This is a genomic window from Pseudodesulfovibrio senegalensis, from assembly GCF_008830225.1.
GTDB classification, from domain to species: Bacteria; Desulfobacterota; Desulfovibrionia; order Desulfovibrionales; family Desulfovibrionaceae; genus Pseudodesulfovibrio; species Pseudodesulfovibrio senegalensis.
On the sequence record NZ_WAIE01000001.1, the window covers coordinates 1,302,559 to 1,320,837 of the forward strand.

The 18,279-nt window shown below is 52.4% G+C and carries 15 protein-coding genes and 1 tRNA gene; 4 read left to right on the forward strand and 12 right to left on the reverse strand.

Annotated features, from left to right (window positions below):
* Nucleotides 1–18 precede the first annotated feature (18 nt).
* The 10 genes from F8A88_RS06160 to xerD form a co-directional block, all read right to left on the reverse strand.
* A complete protein-coding gene (locus tag F8A88_RS06160) occupies nucleotides 19–1,245 on the reverse strand; it encodes a replication-associated recombination protein A (protein ID WP_151150186.1) in 1,227 nt (408 codons plus the stop codon).
* The gene (locus F8A88_RS06165; RefSeq protein WP_151150187.1) at nucleotides 1,242–1,991 is read right to left on the reverse strand and encodes an RsmE family RNA methyltransferase; all 750 of its coding nucleotides are present in this window, start codon (nucleotides 1,989–1,991) and stop codon (nucleotides 1,242–1,244) included. The genes F8A88_RS06160 and F8A88_RS06165 overlap by 4 nt, the downstream gene beginning before the upstream one ends.
* 53 nt (nucleotides 1,992–2,044) lie before the next feature.
* Nucleotides 2,045–3,280, reverse strand: coding sequence for a diaminopimelate decarboxylase (gene lysA, locus F8A88_RS06170; RefSeq protein ID WP_151150188.1), 1,236 nt, complete (start codon nucleotides 3,278–3,280; stop codon nucleotides 2,045–2,047).
* A 29-nt stretch (nucleotides 3,281–3,309) separates the two neighbouring features.
* Nucleotides 3,310–3,747 carry a hypothetical protein gene (locus tag F8A88_RS06175; RefSeq protein ID WP_151150189.1) on the reverse strand — a complete coding sequence of 146 codons (438 nt, stop codon included), beginning with the start codon at nucleotides 3,745–3,747 and terminating at the stop codon, nucleotides 3,310–3,312.
* Nucleotides 3,748–3,755: 8 nt separating this feature from the next.
* Nucleotides 3,756–6,350 carry a DNA mismatch repair protein MutS gene (gene mutS / locus F8A88_RS06180; RefSeq protein WP_151150285.1) on the reverse strand — a complete coding sequence of 865 codons (2,595 nt, stop codon included), beginning with the start codon at nucleotides 6,348–6,350 and terminating at the stop codon, nucleotides 3,756–3,758.
* Between the two features lie 45 nt (nucleotides 6,351–6,395).
* Complete coding sequence (locus F8A88_RS06185) at nucleotides 6,396–7,541, reverse strand: tetratricopeptide repeat protein (protein ID WP_241667361.1); 1,146 nt, start codon at nucleotides 7,539–7,541, stop codon at nucleotides 6,396–6,398.
* 10 nt (nucleotides 7,542–7,551) lie between these two features.
* Nucleotides 7,552–7,920 (reverse strand): DUF1049 domain-containing protein, encoded by a 369-nt coding sequence (locus F8A88_RS06190; protein ID WP_151150191.1) that lies wholly within the window; start codon nucleotides 7,918–7,920, stop codon nucleotides 7,552–7,554.
* Nucleotides 7,921–7,934: 14 nt separating this feature from the next.
* Nucleotides 7,935–8,423, reverse strand: a complete 489-nt coding sequence (locus F8A88_RS06195; protein WP_151150192.1) for an HIT family protein — start codon at nucleotides 8,421–8,423, stop codon at nucleotides 7,935–7,937.
* A 91-nt stretch (nucleotides 8,424–8,514) separates the two neighbouring features.
* Entirely contained in the window at nucleotides 8,515–11,193 is a 2,679-nt protein-coding gene (locus F8A88_RS06200; protein ID WP_151150193.1) for a CBS domain-containing protein, read from the reverse strand.
* A 47-nt stretch (nucleotides 11,194–11,240) separates the two neighbouring features.
* Nucleotides 11,241–12,170: a site-specific tyrosine recombinase XerD gene (gene xerD, locus F8A88_RS06205; protein ID WP_151150194.1), complete on the reverse strand. Its 930-nt coding sequence runs from the start codon at nucleotides 12,168–12,170 to the stop codon at nucleotides 11,241–11,243.
* Nucleotides 12,171–12,389: 219 nt separating this feature from the next.
* On the opposite strand from xerD, the gene F8A88_RS06210 reads away from it, so the two are divergent.
* The 4 genes from F8A88_RS06210 to F8A88_RS06225 all read left to right on the forward strand — a co-directional run bounded on the left by F8A88_RS06210 (nucleotide 12,390) and on the right by F8A88_RS06225 (nucleotide 16,876).
* Nucleotides 12,390–13,556: an LL-diaminopimelate aminotransferase gene (locus F8A88_RS06210; protein WP_151150195.1), complete on the forward strand. Its 1,167-nt coding sequence runs from the start codon at nucleotides 12,390–12,392 to the stop codon at nucleotides 13,554–13,556.
* Nucleotides 13,535–14,065, forward strand: coding sequence for a 2-amino-4-hydroxy-6-hydroxymethyldihydropteridine diphosphokinase (gene folK / locus F8A88_RS06215; RefSeq protein ID WP_151150196.1), 531 nt, complete (start codon nucleotides 13,535–13,537; stop codon nucleotides 14,063–14,065). Before F8A88_RS06210 ends, folK begins: the two co-directional genes overlap by 22 nt.
* A 15-nt stretch (nucleotides 14,066–14,080) precedes the next feature.
* Nucleotides 14,081–14,371 carry a transcriptional regulator gene (locus tag F8A88_RS06220; protein ID WP_151150197.1) on the forward strand — a complete coding sequence of 97 codons (291 nt, stop codon included), beginning with the start codon at nucleotides 14,081–14,083 and terminating at the stop codon, nucleotides 14,369–14,371.
* 399 nt (nucleotides 14,372–14,770) lie between these two features.
* The gene (locus tag F8A88_RS06225; RefSeq protein WP_151150198.1) at nucleotides 14,771–16,876 is read left to right on the forward strand and encodes a tetratricopeptide repeat protein; all 2,106 of its coding nucleotides are present in this window, start codon (nucleotides 14,771–14,773) and stop codon (nucleotides 16,874–16,876) included.
* 74 nt (nucleotides 16,877–16,950) lie between these two features.
* On the opposite strand, the gene F8A88_RS06230 is transcribed toward F8A88_RS06225, so the two are convergent.
* Complete coding sequence (locus F8A88_RS06230) at nucleotides 16,951–17,760, reverse strand: hypothetical protein (protein WP_151150199.1); 810 nt, start codon at nucleotides 17,758–17,760, stop codon at nucleotides 16,951–16,953.
* 146 nt (nucleotides 17,761–17,906) lie between these two features.
* Nucleotides 17,907–17,993, reverse strand: a tRNA-Leu gene (locus tag F8A88_RS06235).
* Between the last annotated feature and the right edge of the window lie 286 nt (nucleotides 17,994–18,279).

An 18,279-nucleotide genomic window follows, 5' to 3' on the forward strand; every position in this document is an offset into this window, starting at 1 on the left:
GCAAAACCCGCTTGCAGCCTATCGATTCTGCTTCCTGAACTGACGAAGCCACGCGTTGAGTTTTGGCTCTTCACCCTGATCCTTGGCGTGGTAAAATGAACGCGTGGACAGAGAAGAGGGCAGGTATTCCTGATCCGCCCACGCCTTGGGGAAATTATGTGGATACAGATAGCCCCGGCCATAGCCCCACTCCCTGTGCAAGGCCGTTGAGGCGTTGCGCAGGTGCAGCGGCACGGGCTGGGCACCATTTTCCCGTATTTCCTTCTGGGTATTGCGGTAGGCGGAATACGTGGAATTGCTTTTAGGGGAAAGGGCAAGATACACGGCGGTTTCCGCCATGATGATGCCGCCTTCGGGCATGCCCACCGTTTCCACGGCCTGATGACAGGCAACGGCCATGGAAAGGGCCTGCGGATTGCCAAGCCCGATATCCTCGGACGCGGAAATGATCAGCCGACGCGAAACGAAACGGGGGTCTTCGCCGCTCTCCAGCAGGGAGGTCATGTAATACACGGCCGCATCGGGATCGCTACCGCGAATGGATTTGATCATGGCCGAGGCCAGCTCATAGTGAGAGTCTCCATCCCGGTCGCCACGAATGACCACATCAGGCAGGGTCTGGCGCAAACTCTCCACATCCAGCTTGTCCGCCGGAAGTTCCGAAGCATATTCAAGAAGATTCAACAGCGTGCGGGCATCGCCTCCAGCCATGGTGGCCAGAAAACGTTGGCTCTCCTCCGGAATATCCAGACCGAGTTCCTGCGCTCCGCGTGCGGCCACCTTTGCCAGTTCATCACGGCTCAAGGGACGCAAGCGCAAAACATGCAGACGAGAAAGCAGTTGCCGGGTCACGCTGTAGGAGGGATTCTCCGTGGTGCTGGCAATCATGGTGATTTCACCGGACTCGAGAATCGGCAGAAAAAAGTCCTGTTGCGACTTTGAGAAGCGGTGCAGTTCATCGAGAACCAGAATATTATTTCCTGGCAATTTCTTGCGCAGGGCGGTCAAGCCGGCCTCGGGCGCACTCAGACGAATAAACGGTTTCCCGGAATTCTTGGCCAGCAAGAGAGCGAGCGTGGATTTGCCGCAGCCCGGTGGGCCGAACAACAGCAAGCTCGGCATCCTGTGGGATTGGCGAATGGCATCGATCCGATTCATTATGTGGCTCTGACCGATGAATTCGACAAGGTCCGAAGGACGAATCCTGTCCGCAAGAGGCTGATTTTCCGTTATTTCGAGCTTCACTTGGCACCTCCCCGCAAGGATCGTGTGTAAAAGGAAAGACTCAGGCAATGCAAGGCTGCGGTTTCCCAACGCAAGACGCTTTGCCCCAAAGAAACTGGCTGCATATCAGCACCGATCAGGCGTTCGGCCTCGATATCGGAAAAGCCCCCCTCGGGGCCGATAACGACCAGCGATTTACCCAAGGTAAAATCGTCCGGGCCCAGCAGATTGCCGGAATCCTCTTTTTCCCAAGCGAGAAAAGCATGATCAAAGCGTGATCTTTGCTGCATCAACGCATCGATACCACCATTAACAATCTGAATTTCAGGCAAAAAAACGGAGCCACACTGTTTAGCCGCCTGAATGCAGCGATCCCGCCACGTGGCCTTTGCCTCCTCCGGCAAACGTCCCTGGCTAAAATCCGCCTGCCAGAACCAGATACCGCAAGCGCCCAGTTCCACGGCTTTTTCCAACAGAAAACCACGCCGCGAAGATTTACCCCAACCCAAGGCCAGCCACAGGCCGTCGGTCGGCGTTTCACAGACATGCAGGGATTCGGCAATCAGCTCTGCCTTGTTGCGACCGGCATGATCCAGGCGAAACATTCCATGCCTGCCGTCCCCGTCAAACAGGCGCACCTGTGCCCCGGCAGGAGTGCGCAGTACCTTAAGCATGTGCCGCGCTTCAGCCTTGTCCAACGTCACGGATTGGCCCACGGATTGCGGCCACAGCTTTGGGTCGAGATGGAATGTGTTGAGTCTGCCCATAGAAAAGAAAAGGAGAGCCGGGATTTCCCGGCTCTCCGACGGTATCAGGTTTATTATTCGCCCCGAACGAGATCCTCGTAGGATTCGCGTGCACGGGCAACAGTCACGGTGTCGCCATCAACCAACAGTTCGCAGGCGCGCCTGCGGGAATTGTAATTGGACGACATGGTAAAACCGTAGGCACCGGCCGAAAATACGGCCAACAGTTCACCCTCGTGCACTGCAGGCATTTCACGGTCCCGGGCAAGAAAATCCCCGGACTCGCAAATGGGGCCGACAACATCCACGGTCAGTTCATCCCGACCATTTTGTTGTACTTCGGCAATACGATGGTAGGAGTCATAAAGCGAAGGACGGATAAGGTCGTTCATGGCCGCATCCACGATCACGAAATCGCGGCTGGGGGTCTTTTTCGTGTAGACGACCTCGGTAACCATGATCCCGGCGTTGCCGGAAATCACACGACCGGGTTCAAAAATCACGGTCAGCGGCAATTCCTGCAACTTTTCGCTCAACGCCTTGCCGAATTCAGCCGGGTGGGGCGGTTCCTCTTCATTGTACGTGATGCCCAGCCCTCCGCCAAGATCGAGATAGGAAATGGAAATCCCCATGTCCTTGAGCCTGTTGTAAAAAGCAATCAGCTTGTCCAGCGCCTCGAGAAACGGCTCAATGGTGGTCAACTGCGAACCAATATGGCAATCCATGCCCACAGGCTCCACAGCATCCATCTCCTTGGCCCGTTGGTAAGCCTTCAGGGAATGTTCGATGTCCAGACCGAACTTGTTTTTCTTCATTCCCGTGGAAATGTAGGGATGGGTCTTGGGATCAACATCGGGATTGATGCGAAATCCTACACGCGCAACCTTTCCCATGGATTTGGCTACCTTGTTGATACGCTCGAGCTCGGCCATGGATTCCACGTTGAACATGAGAATATCGGCCTCGAGAGCCTCCCGGATTTCCTGGGCTTTTTTGCCCACGCCCGAATAGACGATCTTGCTTGCGGGAACTCCGGCCTTGAGCGCGCGGTACAACTCGCCGCCGGAAACAATGTCCATTCCAGCCCCCATCTCGGCCAGAAGACGCAACACCGAAAGATTGGAATTTGCCTTCACCGAATAGCAGGTCATGTGTTTCAGGCCGTTGAATGCGGAATCAAAAGCCTGAAAATGACGCCGCAGGGTGGCGGCGGAATACACGTAGAGCGGCGTTCCATACTTTTCGGCCAACTCGGGAACGCCGATCTCCTCGGCGTGGAGCGTGCCGTTGCGGTATTGGAAGTGATGCATGGCGCTCATCTCCTTGAAGCGTTGATATATTAAGGTGATGCGACAAAAATATCTGTGTAAGTATACGCTGTGGTGTTGAGGTCGTTGACCCCGATGATACGAAATCTGTATTCCATGGCCGGCTTCAGACCGCAATAGGAAATGCGCAGCCTGTTGCCTTCGAGATCAAAACCCGGATCACCACGGGAAAAACGCATGGTCCGGCGTGGCATGAACGGGCAGTCCGGGCAGCCCTGACCCGGTTCATTCCCCACCGGCTCGAACTGGACGTTGACGTAAGCCAATCTGTCGACTGCGCCCTTGACCTGAACATTGACCACCAAACATCCTTCACTGCGCTGTCCGTTAATCACAGAAAGGGTGAATGTATCCTCGCCCTTGTCCGCACTCGGCCATTCCTTCTTGCCGAGCGCACAGCCGGAAACAAGGAACAGACAGCATATGAAGGCGATACAACGAAGATACATGATTTTCCTCAAAGCAACTTCTTGAGTTTTCCGAGCATGGTCAGGGCCTGCAGGGGAGTCATGGCGTCCACATCGAGATCCGCGATCACGCCGAGCACGGGATGTTCCTGCACGGAATCCGCGGGTGCGGATTCCGGGGCCATTCCCGGCAAAAGGGTCTGGCAGACCTGGTGAGCGCCAACGCCAGAGCCATCCTGCGATTTTTCCTCAAGTTGTGCAAGCAATTCACGGGCCCGTTCCACAACGGGCCTTGGCACGCCTGCCAGACGGGCCACCTCAATGCCGTAGCTCCTGTCTGCGGCACCGGGAACGAGCTTGCGCAGAAAAACAATGTCTCCCTTCCACTCCTTGACGGCAATGTTCAGATTGCGCAGGCCCTCAATGTGGCCCTCCAGCGAAGTCAATTCATGGTAGTGTGTGGCGAAAAGGGTACGGATGCCGCCACGCGCACGCCGCGCCAGTTCCTCGACAACCGCCCAAGCCAGGGCAAGGCCGTCAAAGGTGCTGGTTCCACGGCCTATTTCATCCAGAATCACGAGGCTGCGGCTGGTGGCCTGACGCAGGATGCGGGCCGTTTCCATCATTTCGACCATGAAGGTACTTTGCCCCTGCGCAAGGTTGTCTGAAGCCCCGACCCGGGAAAAAACGCGGTCCACCATGCCGATTCTGGCATTTCTGGCCGGAACGAACGCACCGATCTGCGCCATGATCACCATGATCGCAACCTGACGCAACACCGTGGATTTACCGGCCATATTCGGACCGGTTATCAACAATATCCGACGGTTGGCATCAATCTGCACGTTGTTGGGAATATAGTTGGCCGCTCCGGTGGCATCTTCCACCACAGGATGCCGGCCGGACTCGATGTCGATTTCCATGCCGTCATGCAATTCCGGGCGCGACCAATCGTTGATCCGTGCGGCTTCGGCCAGGGATTGCCAATAATCCAGAGCGGCAACAACGCCTGCCATGAACAAAAAACGGCTACGGGCATCGGCCAGAACTTCGCGCAATTTCTGGAACAGGGCATATTCAAGGGATTTGCGTTTTTCCGATGCGCTGAGCAACTTTTCCTCAAGTTCCTTGAGTTCAGGTGTGATGTAGCGCTCGCTGTTGACCAATGTTTGGCGACGAATGAAATGCTCGGGAATATCGCCTTGATATGACTTTGAGATCTCGAGATAGTATCCGAAGACCTTGTTGAATCCCAACTTGATCTTGGGAATGCCGCAGGCTTTTTTCTCCTGCTCCAGAAGGTCCTGAAGCCGGGCTTCTCCATGCTCAGTCAATTCGATCAGCTCATCCAACTCGCCATCGTAGCCGGTGCGAAAAAGGCCACCATCCGTGATCACGGGCGGCGGGCTGTCCACAAGAGCCTTGTGCAGCAGGGAGCTCAGGTCTTCCATGTCATCCCACTGCCGCAAGACCTTGCCCAATGCCGCCACATCCGCGGCGTCACTGTCCGCCAGCAAGACACGCAAACGGGGCAGAGAAGTCAGGCTGGTGCGTAATGCAATAAAATCCTTGGGGACAGCACGTCCGAGAAAGACCCTCGTACTCAGGCGCTCCATGTCGTACACCGTGTCCAACTCGCGCCGCACGTCCGCACGCAAGGCATCCCGTTCGAACAAAGCCGAGACAACGTCCTGCGTCTCGATCACGGGCCGGCTGTCCCGCCACGGCTGACGCAAGCGGGTCTCCAGCAAACGTCCGCCCATGGGCGTCATGGTCCTGTCCAGAACACGCCACAGCGTTCCCTTGCCGCTGCGGCCATCCAAACGCCGGAAAATTTCGAGATTCTTTTCAGTGACCTCGTCCAGAAGCAGGTGCTTGCCGGGGTTGAGTGGCTTGAATTCACCAAGATGGTTGAAGTCTCCTTTTTGCGTCTGCTCCAGATACAAAAGCAAAGCGCCACAGCATCGCACCAATTCGGGCTTGTTTTCCAAATCAACGGTATCGAGTGAGGAAACCCCCTGAGACTGGCAGACCCTCTCAGAGCCCCGATTGAAATCAAAATACGCCCCGGGAGCAACGGAAGTCACCTGTGCCGAAAGGTCGCCATATTGTGACGGCACGGTTCGTCCCTGCGCCAGCAACAACTCGCTTGGAGCAATCTTGGCGGCCCACTGCCAGAGATCGGGTTCCTTTTTGGAATGCAGGCCGGACCACTCTCCGGTGGAAAAATCAACCCATGCCACGCCGCCGCAACCCTTGGAAGAATCCCAATACAATGCGGCAAGATAATTATGTTGCTTGGCCTTGAGCGAACTGTCTTCCACCACGGTTCCAGGAGTAAGCACACGGGTTACTGCCCGCTGCACCAATCCCTTGGCCTGTTTCGGATCCTCAATCTGATCGCAAATGGCGATCTTGAAACCCTGCTCAAGCAACTTGGCCAGATACGGTTCCACCGAATGATGCGGAACGCCGCACATGGGAATAGGGTTGTCGTCCTTGGGGTTGCGACTGGTCAACGCAATCTGGACGCTCCGCGCAACGATTTCCGCATCTTCAAAGAAAAGCTCATAAAAATCGCCCATGCGAAAGAAAAGCAGGGCATCCGGGTTTTCTTCCTTGAACCGCAGGTACTGCTCCAGCATGGGAGTCATCTTAATTTTGGACTGTATTGCAGTGCTCACGTGATTCTACTGGGAAAAATTCGTCCTGAATTTGATGGAATGCCAACTTTTGCAGCGAGGGCAGACAAAAAACAGCGTGTCGCGTTTCAATCCACATTTTCCGCAATAAAAACGGCTGACTTCTCGAGCCCTATCCATGAAAAAGGTCAGTTGTTCGCGAAAAAAAGGCGTCAACTTCTGTTCTGATCTGGAAAGCTCGAATAATTCCAAACGGGCAAGCCAAAAGTCTGGTTGCAAAAGCAGGGCCCGCTCAAACCAATCCTTGGCTTCATCAATGTCCCGATTTTTGAGAAGCATCTGGCCAAAGTAATAATGATTCAACATATCCGGTTCAAGCGCTTCCAGCTTGGGTCTGAGCACTTTCACCAAATCAGCAACCGAACAAGCTTCGGCCCATTCATGCTGCTGGTCTCCGGAATCATCGGCGCGTTCAGCACGGGCAACTTCCTGCAGCAACCCTTCAAAAAGAACAAACCGGATTCCCGGCTCAACCAGAGCCTGAGCTTCCACAATAGCCGATGCCATTTTAGCGGCAGAACCATTGCGATATGCCTGCACAATCCTTTCCAGCCAAGCCTCCACGGATCCAGGAAAAGCCCTGAGCGCATACTTAAGAAGCTTTGCCCCGTGTGACTCCTGCCCCGAAGCATACTCGTCATGCGCGGCCCGAACAAGATAATGGGCACGAAGCAGCGGCTGTCCCAGACGACCGAAGGAATCCGCGGCATCACGGTAGTGACCCCGTTCCGCCTGCAACCGTGCCACCTCAAAATGAATTTCTTCATTATCCCCGATTATGCTGCGGGCTTCATTGAAAGCCTGTTCGGCCCTGTCCAAAAAACCGCCACGCCGAAAATCACGACCCAACTCGAAAAAAGCCCGGGCCTTGAGTTTGGGATCAAGGCCCGAGCGAACAATCAAACTGTTCCGAATCTGTATTGCCCGTTCAATTTCACCCTGAGAGCGATAAAGGCTTCCGAGCGCCAAATAAATCTCAACGGCTTCCGGGTCGTCCCTGACAACCTGTGAAAGTTCGTTGATTGCGGCGCGGGTGTCCTGAGTAGGGGGACTGACAGCCCCTATGACATTGGCGGTTCTGACATCCTGCTCAGAAGCCCCCCGACGATTACGATGAAAGAGCTTGCGAAACAATACAGCCTCCCTAGACGTTTGCGGCGTCCTCTCCCTCTTTGGCGGTCTCGTCGGAAGAATAGGACTCATCGTTGATAGGCATGGTCCGCAAGGAGTTGAGCTCCTGCTCCAGCCCATTCATACGGGTACGACATTCACGCAACTTTTTTGCAGCCTTGATCTTGTCCGCGGCAAGGTAAGCAAGGGTCAGCAAGGAGCCGAACAAAAAGCCACCAAGCACCAGAAGGTACAGGGGGAGGGGAACGGAACGGAATTCGGCAATATAGGGAACATCAAGCTTCAGCACCAGCGACTGCGCAAGAATCTGATTGTTCTGGCTGAAAAAAAGAATGGAAACGACGAAAAAAAGAGCCAAAACAAATACTTTCAGGTAACGCATCGGGGTTTTCTCCTCTATTGGTTGATTGCATCAAACAGGGGCTTCAAACTCCTGTAGGTCGACAAAAGGTGTTGCGGAATAACCGAAGTCTCTCCAAACACGGCCATAAACGAGGCATCTCCGTTCCAGCGCGGCACCACCTGAAAATGCAAATGGGCCGCAATGCCGGCTCCGGCTGCCTCGCCGATGTTCAGCCCGGCGTTGATACCCTGTGGCCTGAAATGCTTCTTGATTATTTCAACACTGCGTTGCAGCCACAGCGTACAATCATTGGCTTCTTCCAAAGTCAAATCCGTCAGACAGCTCACATGCCTGTAGGGGCAAATCATGAGATGACCATTATTGTACGGGAATTTGTTCATGATTACAAAAGAGTGTTCCCCGCGGGCAAGAACAAGACGCTCCTCGTCTTCATCGGTTTCCCGAGGAATACAAAAAACGCATTCATCCGGCTTGGGTCCAAGTATGTAATCAAGACGCCACGGCGCCCACAGAACTTCCATGAAACATCCTTATCGATACGATTGCATTGTCGTCCAGACAGACTGATTTTTCTACACGCCTTGGGCCGCAAGGGCAAGCAGACGTTTTCATTCAGACAGGGTTCATCCATTCGGATTTGAACTGTTTCTTGAGGCGAAGGGCCATGGCCAACTGCTCCTCGCGGGACCCCACATTGCCATCAACTCTGGCCGCAAGAATCTTATCCAGAATTAGAGTGAATACAGGACCTTCCGGAATGCCCATTTCAATAAGGTCATCACCGGATACATCAATGGAAACATACCGCAATCGAGCGAGATATTGTGAAATATTTCTACGAATAGACTCCTTGCGACTTCTGGCCATAAGGAAGAGCACCCCTTCAAGGGGAATGGGAGTAAGAATCGAATACAGCCGACTCAGGGGAGTTTTACCCTCCTGCCATCCCATGAGGCGCATGAGCGCATCACCGATCTGATCTCGAAGCGCCAGCAATTCGCGTTCTTCTCTCCTGGAAAAATTAAGACGATCGGCGACCTTAGAAAGCTCTTCGCGCTTGGTCCCCATGGTCAGTCCAAGAAAATAAAGCTTCCAACAATCGGCCTGATCGTCGAGGTACAGCAACTTATACCAATTGAACACCTTTTCCAATTCCTGCAGCACGCGAACACGCTCATGCGTCAATTTCAGCAAGGGATGTATCGCCTTGAGCAGGCCGAGATCATTCATCCTCTCCACCACGTTCAATGGGTTTTCCTCGTCCATGACCAGACGCAACTCATGGGTAATCCTACTGCCGGATAGTTTTTCAAAAAGATTCAGCTGCAAGGCATTTTTGACCAGCCGCATGGTTTGTCCGCCAATGCGAAAACCAAAACGTTGTTCAAAACGTACAGCTCTGAGTATGCGCGTAGGATCCTCGACAAAACTGAGGGAATGGAGAACTCGAATCTGCTTGTTCTTGATATCCCTTTCCGCTCCGAAAAAATCCACCAGCTGTCCGAATTTCCCCGGATTGAGACGCAAGGCCAAAGCATTCATGGTAAAATCACGACGATACAGGTCCATCTTGATGGACGACAACTCAACCGTGGGCAGAGCAGCCGGATATTGATAATATTCAAGACGCGCCGTGGCCACATCGACCCTGCGCCCGTCATCAAGAATACATACAGCGGTCTTGAACTTCTTGTGCGCCTTGATGCGTCCGCCCAGACGCTCCACAAGCGCCGAGGCAAAGGCTATGCCGTCCCCTTCGACAACTAGATCAATATCCAGGTTGGGCCTGCCCAAAAGAATGTCGCGCACAAAACCGCCAACAGCATAGGCATCCCAACCCAATTCCTGGGCCAAGTTTCCAGCTTCCCTGAGCAGGCCAACGGCATCCTCGGGCAAACGATTGCGGACATGCGAACTGATGTTCCGCTCACGTCTCTGGTCCGACAGCAACGTTTCCGGCATACGGGCCGGTTCTTCCACCAAAAGATGAACAAGATCGGTTCTGGTAATGACCCCCACAAGTTGATCACCGTCCAGAACCGGCAACATGCGCTGGCGTTTTCCGAGAATGATCTCCATGACCTGATACAAATCAGCCTCGGACTGCACGGTCTGGAAATTAGTGATCATGTATTCGCTGAGTCGCATGGAACCCAAGCCGTGGCCCACGGCCTTGTCCGCGATCTTGTGTTCCAGAAGACCAACGCAACGGCCGTCTTCATCCACCACGGGCACGCCCTTGAGTCCGTAACGGGTCATAAGCTGCACGGCATCATCCATGAGAGCTGTCCGCTCAATGGTTTTTGGAGGGGCGGACATGAGCCCTTTCACCACCACTCTCGGATTGATCTGGGAATAGAAGAGAGCGAACAAATCATCGCGCACCTCGGAAAGGGTCTTATCCTTGACCGTTGCCGAGGCCGCATAAGCATGACCGCCACCGCCAAGGGAAGAGCAAATCTGTCCCACGTTCACATCCGGATTTTTGGACCGGGCAACTACATGTATTCTGTCTCCCATGCGCCCCAAACAGAAAAGAACACGAATATCCTCGACATCCATCATCTTGTGAACAAGAAAAGCAAAGTCGGGAATAAACGTGTCCGTGCTGATCTCGGTGATGACAAGCTCCACGCCATGAATATCGTGTGTGGTTGCATTGTTCAGCAACTGGCCAAGATAGCCGATATGTTCGGCAGACAGCTCCCGGCTGAGCAGATCGGCAATGACCTCCAGGTCCATTCCCTGTTCGCGCAACCATGCGGCCGCGGCAAAATCGTGAGAAGTGGTGGAGGAAAAACTGAATGACCCCGTATCTTCAAAAATGCCCAATCCCAACGCGGTGGCCTCTTCTCCATTCAATTCAATATCCTGTTCACGCATCTCGTGCACCATAATAGCGGCGCATGAGCCCCATTCACGGAAAACACTCTTGTGCGCTACAAGATCTTCATCAGAATCAGGATGATGGTCATATGTATGGATGGTAATATCATCACGATCCAGAAGAGGGCGGACATGGGGCAGCCGTGAACGTTGACGGGTGTCGACCACGACCAACAACCTGACCGAATCCGAATCAATCTCCTTGAAGTTCTTGAAATTGAAAAGATAGGTCATGCTCTGGATGTAAAAATTCCGCAAATTCTTTTCCTGACTTCCCGGAAAAATAAGTACGGAATCTGGATAAAGCTTGCTGGCTCCAACCATCGCGGCCAACGCATCAAAGTCAGCATTGGCATGAGCGGTGATTACGGTATGCGCCTGTATCAATCCATTGGATTTATTCATAATATATTATAAATTCTCAAAGGTTAAAGTAAAGGATCATGGTTTGATCACATACCGGATCGAGGATGAAAACGCTCATGAAGCGCTATGAGACGCTCGGACTGAACATGAGTATAAATCTCCGTGGCGCTGATGTCCGCATGACCAAGCAACAATTGAACGGTCCGCAAATCAGCCCCGCCTTCCAGCAGGTGAGTAGCAAAGGAGTGTCGGAACGTATGTGGGGAAATACTTCTTTTTATCCCAGCCTGTTGCGCGTATCTTTTTATCAATTTCCATACGCCTTGACGACTCAGTCCCTTGCCGGAACGATTCAAAAAAATGCAATCCTGTGACGGACCAAATTGATGTCGGACATCGTTGAGGTAACGGTTGAGCATTTCCTGGGCAGTGTAATGAACGGGAACGATACGCTCCTTTGCACCCTTACCGAAAACGCGAAGTACGCCCACCTGAGCATCATAATCAAGAACCCGAAGGTCAATCAATTCGGACACGCGCAGGCCCGCTGCGTACAGTAATTCCAACATGGCTCTGTCCCGCATGCCCAACCGAGTCTCATGATCCGGCAGGGAGAGGAGGGTGGCAACCTCTTCACGAGTAAGAAATTCCGGCAACTTTCTATTCAATTTCGGGTTGTCCAAAAGCGCAGACGGGTCATCAGTAATCCAGCGCTCATCACGGGCAAATCCAAAAAAACCCCGAATGGAGGACAGTTGCCGGGCAAGAGTACGGCTCTGTACACCGCGTGTTCGTAAATGCATCAAATACAGAGTCAAAACCTGTTTGTTCACATCCTCAAGCGCACAATCCCGCTTTTCAAGAAAACCCAACAACAACCGCAAATCACTCGCATACGAAGACAAACTGTTTTCACTCAACCCCTTTTCAACAAGGAGATGCTCCAAATACCGATCAAGCCACGGATGCGTCGGCAAGGAGGAAATCTCAGCAGCTGAAGTCTCGGGACAGATCATGCTCTCATCACTTTATTGCATTAAAAAGACATAAAGAAATCCTGCAAACAATCACATCGGTTTCATAGAAAGAATACACACATGCAGCGCCCCTCTCAAGCCCGGCAAGAATTCGCCCGTCAGACACATTGACAGCATATACGCCACAACTTATGAATTGCTTTCACGCAACGACCACATGAATAAACAAGCCACAGCTTTATGCCAAGGAGTCATTCAATGGCCGATTTCAAGCTTGCCGACCGTCTTGCCGCACTTCCGCCGTATCTTTTCGCTGCGATCGACAAGGCCAAAGCCGAGGTAGCTGCCAAGGGACTGGACATCATCAGCCTCGGAATTGGAGATCCCGACCTTCCGACCCCTGATTTCATTATTGACGCACTGCACAAAGGTGCGCAAAAGCCCGTCAATCATCAATATCCGTCCTATGTCGGCATGCTCGGATTCCGTCAGGCCGTTGCCGATTGGTACAAAACACGCTTCAACGTGGAGCTTGACGCAAATTCCGAAGTGGTCAGCCTGATCGGTTCCAAGGAAGGTATCGCACATTTTCCGCTGGCATTCGTGAATCCCGGCGACACCGTACTCATCGCCACCCCCAACTATCCGGTCTATGGCATTGCCACCGAGTTCGCCGGGGGCAAGCCGGAATACCTGCCGCTGCTCGAAGAAAACGACTTCCTTGTTGATCTGGAAGCCATTAGCGACGAGACATGGCAAAAAGCCAAAATGATTTTCGTCTGTTATCCCAACAACCCCACAGCAGCTGTGGCCACACGGGAATTCTACGCACGCCTCATTGAAAAGGCCAAGGAATTCAACGTAATTGTCGTCTCCGATGCCGCATACACAGAAATTTATTATGACCCGGCAAACAAGCCGCTTTCCATCATGGAAATCAAAGGCGCCAAAGATGTCGCCATTGAATTCCACTCCCTTTCCAAAACCTACAACATGACCGGTTGGCGTATCGGCATGGCCGTGGGCAATCCGTTCCTGATCAGCGGATTGGGAAAAATCAAGGAAAACGTGGACTCAGGCATTTTCCAGGCCGTACAGGAAGCCGGCATTGCAGCGCTGCAGCACGGTGAGCCGCATGCCGAAAAATTCCGCGCCATCTACAAGGAGCGCCGTGACGTGGTCTGCGGTGCCCTGACCAAGGCCGGCATCCAGCACAGGGTGCCCGAAGCATCTTTCTACATCTGGTCCAAGGTCCCTGAAGGCTACTCCTCCTCTGAATTCGTCACCAACGTTCTCATGCAGACAGGAGTGGTCCTCACGCCCGGAAACGGGTTCGGAGCACCGGGCGAAGGCTATTTCCGCATTTCGCTCACGGTGAACAATGATTTGCTGAAGGAGGCGGTATCTCGAATTTCGAACTTGTAAAGGTCTATGCCTGCCTCGGTTCCAACCAGGGCAACCCTGAGGAAAACCTGAACGAGGCATTGGCACGACTGGAAAACTACGGCGAGGACATCACGCTGAAACGCATGTCCGAATGCTACGAGACCGAACCGCAGGACAACTCGGACCAGCCCTGGTTTCTCAATCAGGTCGTGGAGTTCGAGGTCGATCCCGTCATATGGTCTCCGGAAGGACTTCTTTCCACATTCCAGGCCATCGAAGCCAAAATGGGACGCGTCCACGACATTCCGAAAGGGCCGCGCATTATCGATATGGACCTGCTGTACTGGGAGGGCGTGGAACAGCGCACCGGCTATCTGGATTTGCCGCATCCGGCCATGAAACAGCGCGCCTTTGTGCTTATCCCGCTCAAGGAATTGGCACCAGACCTCATCCTCGAAGGCGGGGAGGGCATAGACGAAGCCCTGCAGCGTCTGGATTATAGACTCGAAGGCAAGAAAATCTGGCAGAACCAAGCGGATAATTCATAAAAACAGGTTGCAGGCATGCTCAAATTCATCATTATCGGACTGGGGCTTTTCTTTGTGTACAAACTGTTCATGGGCGACAAGCGCAAACGCGAAATGCAACAGGAAAAAACCACCAAACAAAAAATGGCCTCCGGTGAACTGATCAAGGATCCGGTATGCGGCACTTACGTTAACAAGGATGGCGACATTCGTGTACGAGAGGGCGAAAAGGTTCACGTATTCTGTTCCTATGAATGCCGGGACAAATACCTGAAGCAAATCGGAGCCACTGACGTAATACCTGAAAAAGATGAAAAGGATGCCTAGATAAAATACAACCGTAATTGGTTCATGGCCTTCAAAGACCCCAAGCCCGCGTAAGCGGGCTTTTTTTTGTCTCACGACACCCATGTGTAAAACAAAACGAAAAATGCCTTAGAATCAAAATTCATACGTAAGCCCAAAAAACAGTATGACAACCTCCGGAAGAGTAACCACCTCTTAAAATTTCACGGATTGTTCAAAACAGCCCATAAACCAAAACATAATGTAGGAATTGCCAGAGACAACGCGCCCTCTCACGCTCGTATCTAGGTGTCTCATAATGTAAATTATGTAAACTTTAACTGAAGTATGTTGGAAGATGGTTTGATAAATTCCACTCTTCCAGCTATCAATGGCCTCTAGAATGACAACCTTACAAACGTCCTGCCATCAGGAGTCACAATGAAAAACAATTTCTGGTTGTTGACGGTTCTTTCCATGACCTTTTGTCTCGTCGTACTGAATGCTTCGGCAAATGCGGCCCAAAGTTCCGACAACTACGAGCAGTGGCTGGAAAACTACAACGCCTATGACCGGCTTGAACAGGAAATCGTCAAGCACCCTGAGAAAGATTCCCCGGAAGCCACGCTGAAACGTGCCAACGTGTACCTGAAGCTGAACTCTCCACAAAAGGCGTTGAACATTATAGAAATGACGCCTCCCTTTGAGGACAACGCCACCGAGGCCATGCGTCTCTGGTACGGAGGCCAGGCGCATCGTGCCAAGGGCGATCTGACCAAGGCCGTGTTCTGGTTTACCCAGGCCTCGAAATACATGAACGACAAAAGCCTGAAACGCTCCTTGTTTCGCCAGGAAAAAGACCTGGAACTCATCTGGAAGGACGTCTGGCGCCAGCTCTACTGGTCCTACTGTTCAAACTTCACACTCTCTAAAAGCAATCAGCTGAAAATATTGAATGATATCCTTAAAACAGGTGAAGAAACATGGTCTGACGACTTCTGGGAAAAAGCGGACAGGGTCTACCAGTTCGAGGCAACCGGAAATGCCACATTACTTCCCACTCCGGCCAAGTCGACAAAGGAAAATGCTCCGTTCATCAGTTCAGTTGATCAGCAGGCGATCGCAAAAACACTTTCGGCGGTTGCTCTTGAAGAATATGAACAAGCTGACCAATTTGCGGATTCCATATCCCGGGAAAGCGTCAAGACCTTCTGGAAAGCACTGGAATTATTTATCCGCCAAGGTACAAAACCAGAATCCCTTGATGCATTCAAAGACAAGCTCAAGGCTCACGCCTTTTGGTCCGGACATATTCTTGCCCCCTACTCCGCTCATAACGACTGGATTCTCGGCGATTCCAACTCGGCGGCATGGATCAAGTTCCGCGACAAACTGCTGAAAATGCCTGCCGAGCAAGGAAAAACCGCCATAACCAAAGAACTGGGGTCCATGCTCATCTCCGAACAGACCGCCACTCTGCTCCAGGGGTTCAGGCTTGCTTTCTCTCTTGTGAACGATGACATGGAGGTAGCCCGGGACGCATGGAACCAGGTGGAACGCAGCAAACTGCCCATTTCACTCCAGGTCGCAGGACTGATAGCCTTTGGAGATTCCATCGACAAAGTCATGCCTGCCTCGGCATCCGCTTCTCAGACGCTCTATCCGGTGGTTTCAGAGTTGTGTAGCGCGGCAGGAAAAGCCCAACGCCCCGGAATCAATGCCCCCTTCTGGGAAACTATTCCGCAAAGCAGGTTGCGCCATGCCGCAAAGACCCAATGGCCTCTGGACAGGCTCATACTCCTGGCTTACTGGCAGAAAATATTGAATAAAAAGCCCAACACAACATTGGCCAAGCGGGCCGCCCATGTGTTCCGCAATTCTGCCTTCGGCATCAACAGCATGCTCTATCTTGTTGACATGGCTATTGATTCAAAGGACATGCAATTGGCTGCGTTTTATCTCAACCAGCTGAAAAAACGGCACTTAAACAAGGAATACCAAGCTCGATGGCTAGAGGCCAAAACCCGCTTGGAGCTTGGCGTGGGCAAACAGGATAAGGCGCTCGAAACATATGGCAAACTGATGGCGACAAACGAGCCGGTTCCCGCGTTCACCCGCCTGCGCATGGCCCTGCTCATGCAGCAACGCGGGGAATTGCCAAAGGCACGCGCTCAGCTTCTGGATTTGTGGTCCGACAAGGACGACTACCCTACAGCCATGCAGGCGGAAATCCTTTTCTGGCTCGGGGAAGGCGAGCAGGCCATGCGCAACACTGACGCTGCGCTGGACTATTATCTCAAACTTGCATGGAAGTACCCGCAGGAAAACATATGGGCCCTCACCGCCATGTACCGAGCCTCCATGATCTACGAACAACGTGGCAAATTCGAAACCGCCAAGAAATTCCTCAAAACCGTGATAAAGCGCGCGGATACAAAGGAACAACGCGAGGCGGCCAAAGCCAGACTCTCCACCATCGAATCAAAGTCCGGTGGAGGGAAATCAAAAAACAGCAGCGACGACCAAGGTATCCAGTACCCCTTCTGATCAGATAACTAAAAAAAAGGCCGGGCTTTTGAAGCCCGGCCTTTTTTGGTTCAAATAGATTTCTCACATCAGCTTCATTCGATTTCCTGCAACACCGTATAAAACCCGCCAAGGAAGAATATCTCACTGACAATCTTGGAGAGTTCCTCCATTTTACCGATAATCATGTACGCCTCATGAACGTGCGGCCCGCCGGAGAGCAGCCAGTTGAAAAACTCCGGACCATTGGAAGCCAGATCGAATAGTACGGACATGAATAAAAAAACAAAACCGACAATCAAAAACCTGATGAAGCGCCTGAAACTAGCAATTTCACGCCAGAAGTAGCGTAATACGACGATTCCGATCACCCCGTATAGACCAATCAGCAAATCGTCCAGATGCGTGGTGAACGCCGTGGGGCGAATGCCGAGCATCTTATGGATATCCTTATCCAAGCCCTCATGCAGACAGGCAAAATCATCCACAGCGAGAAAAACGAAACCAACGCCCATGATCAGCCAGATGTTACAGCGATCCGAAAGGGAAAAGCCCCTCTGTCCCCGTCGATTCTGATAAATGCTAAAGGAATAAAGTCCGATGGCAAAAAGAATCATCACGGAAAACAGGGTTATTATACCGTTCTCGTCGAACGGAGTCCTCTTGTATACCTTGAAATATAACTCGAGAAAGGCTCCTGCACCCCCGGCAACCAGCAGGCAGGTCACAAGTCGGCGAACGGTCAAAAGTCCATCATTGGCGACCCCACGGTAAACCAGCCAAACGACCCAAAGCATGGGGATCAGGTGCAGAAAATAGGCACGTGCAAAATATGTAAAATTAGCTGCGGTCAACAGGGACAGGGCAACCAACATGGCCGCGGCAATAATCGTCTCTCTTTTCATAGTGCAAACTCACAAATATATCATGTGTCAAAACGGTTAGGTTCACGTAAACCAATTCCTGACTATCAACAAGTGGCAAAAGACCTGCACGCGACTTGAAAGAAAAAAGCGCCGCAACCCCTTGGTTGCGGCGCCAAATCATTTCATGGTGCCGAGGGGGGGACTCGAACCCCCACGGGATTTCTCCCACTGCCCCCTCAAGACAGCGTGTCTACCAATTCCACCACCTCGGCGTGGTGTGTGAAACGAAGAACCTTTCTACTGACTAGCCCCCAAAAGTCAACATTTTATTTCACTTTTTTCTCAATCAAGATCATGCGGGAAGGCCTGCCACGGCAGGGACGCAATAAACAAACAGATTACCGTTCCGAATTCCAATTCGTTATGCCTGAATAACCGCCAAACAAAAAAAGGAGCAGCCGGAAAGCTGCTCCTTGTAATATCATGGTGCCGAGGGGGGGACTCGAACCCCCACGGGATTTCTCCCACTGCCCCCTCAAGACAGCGTGTCTACCAATT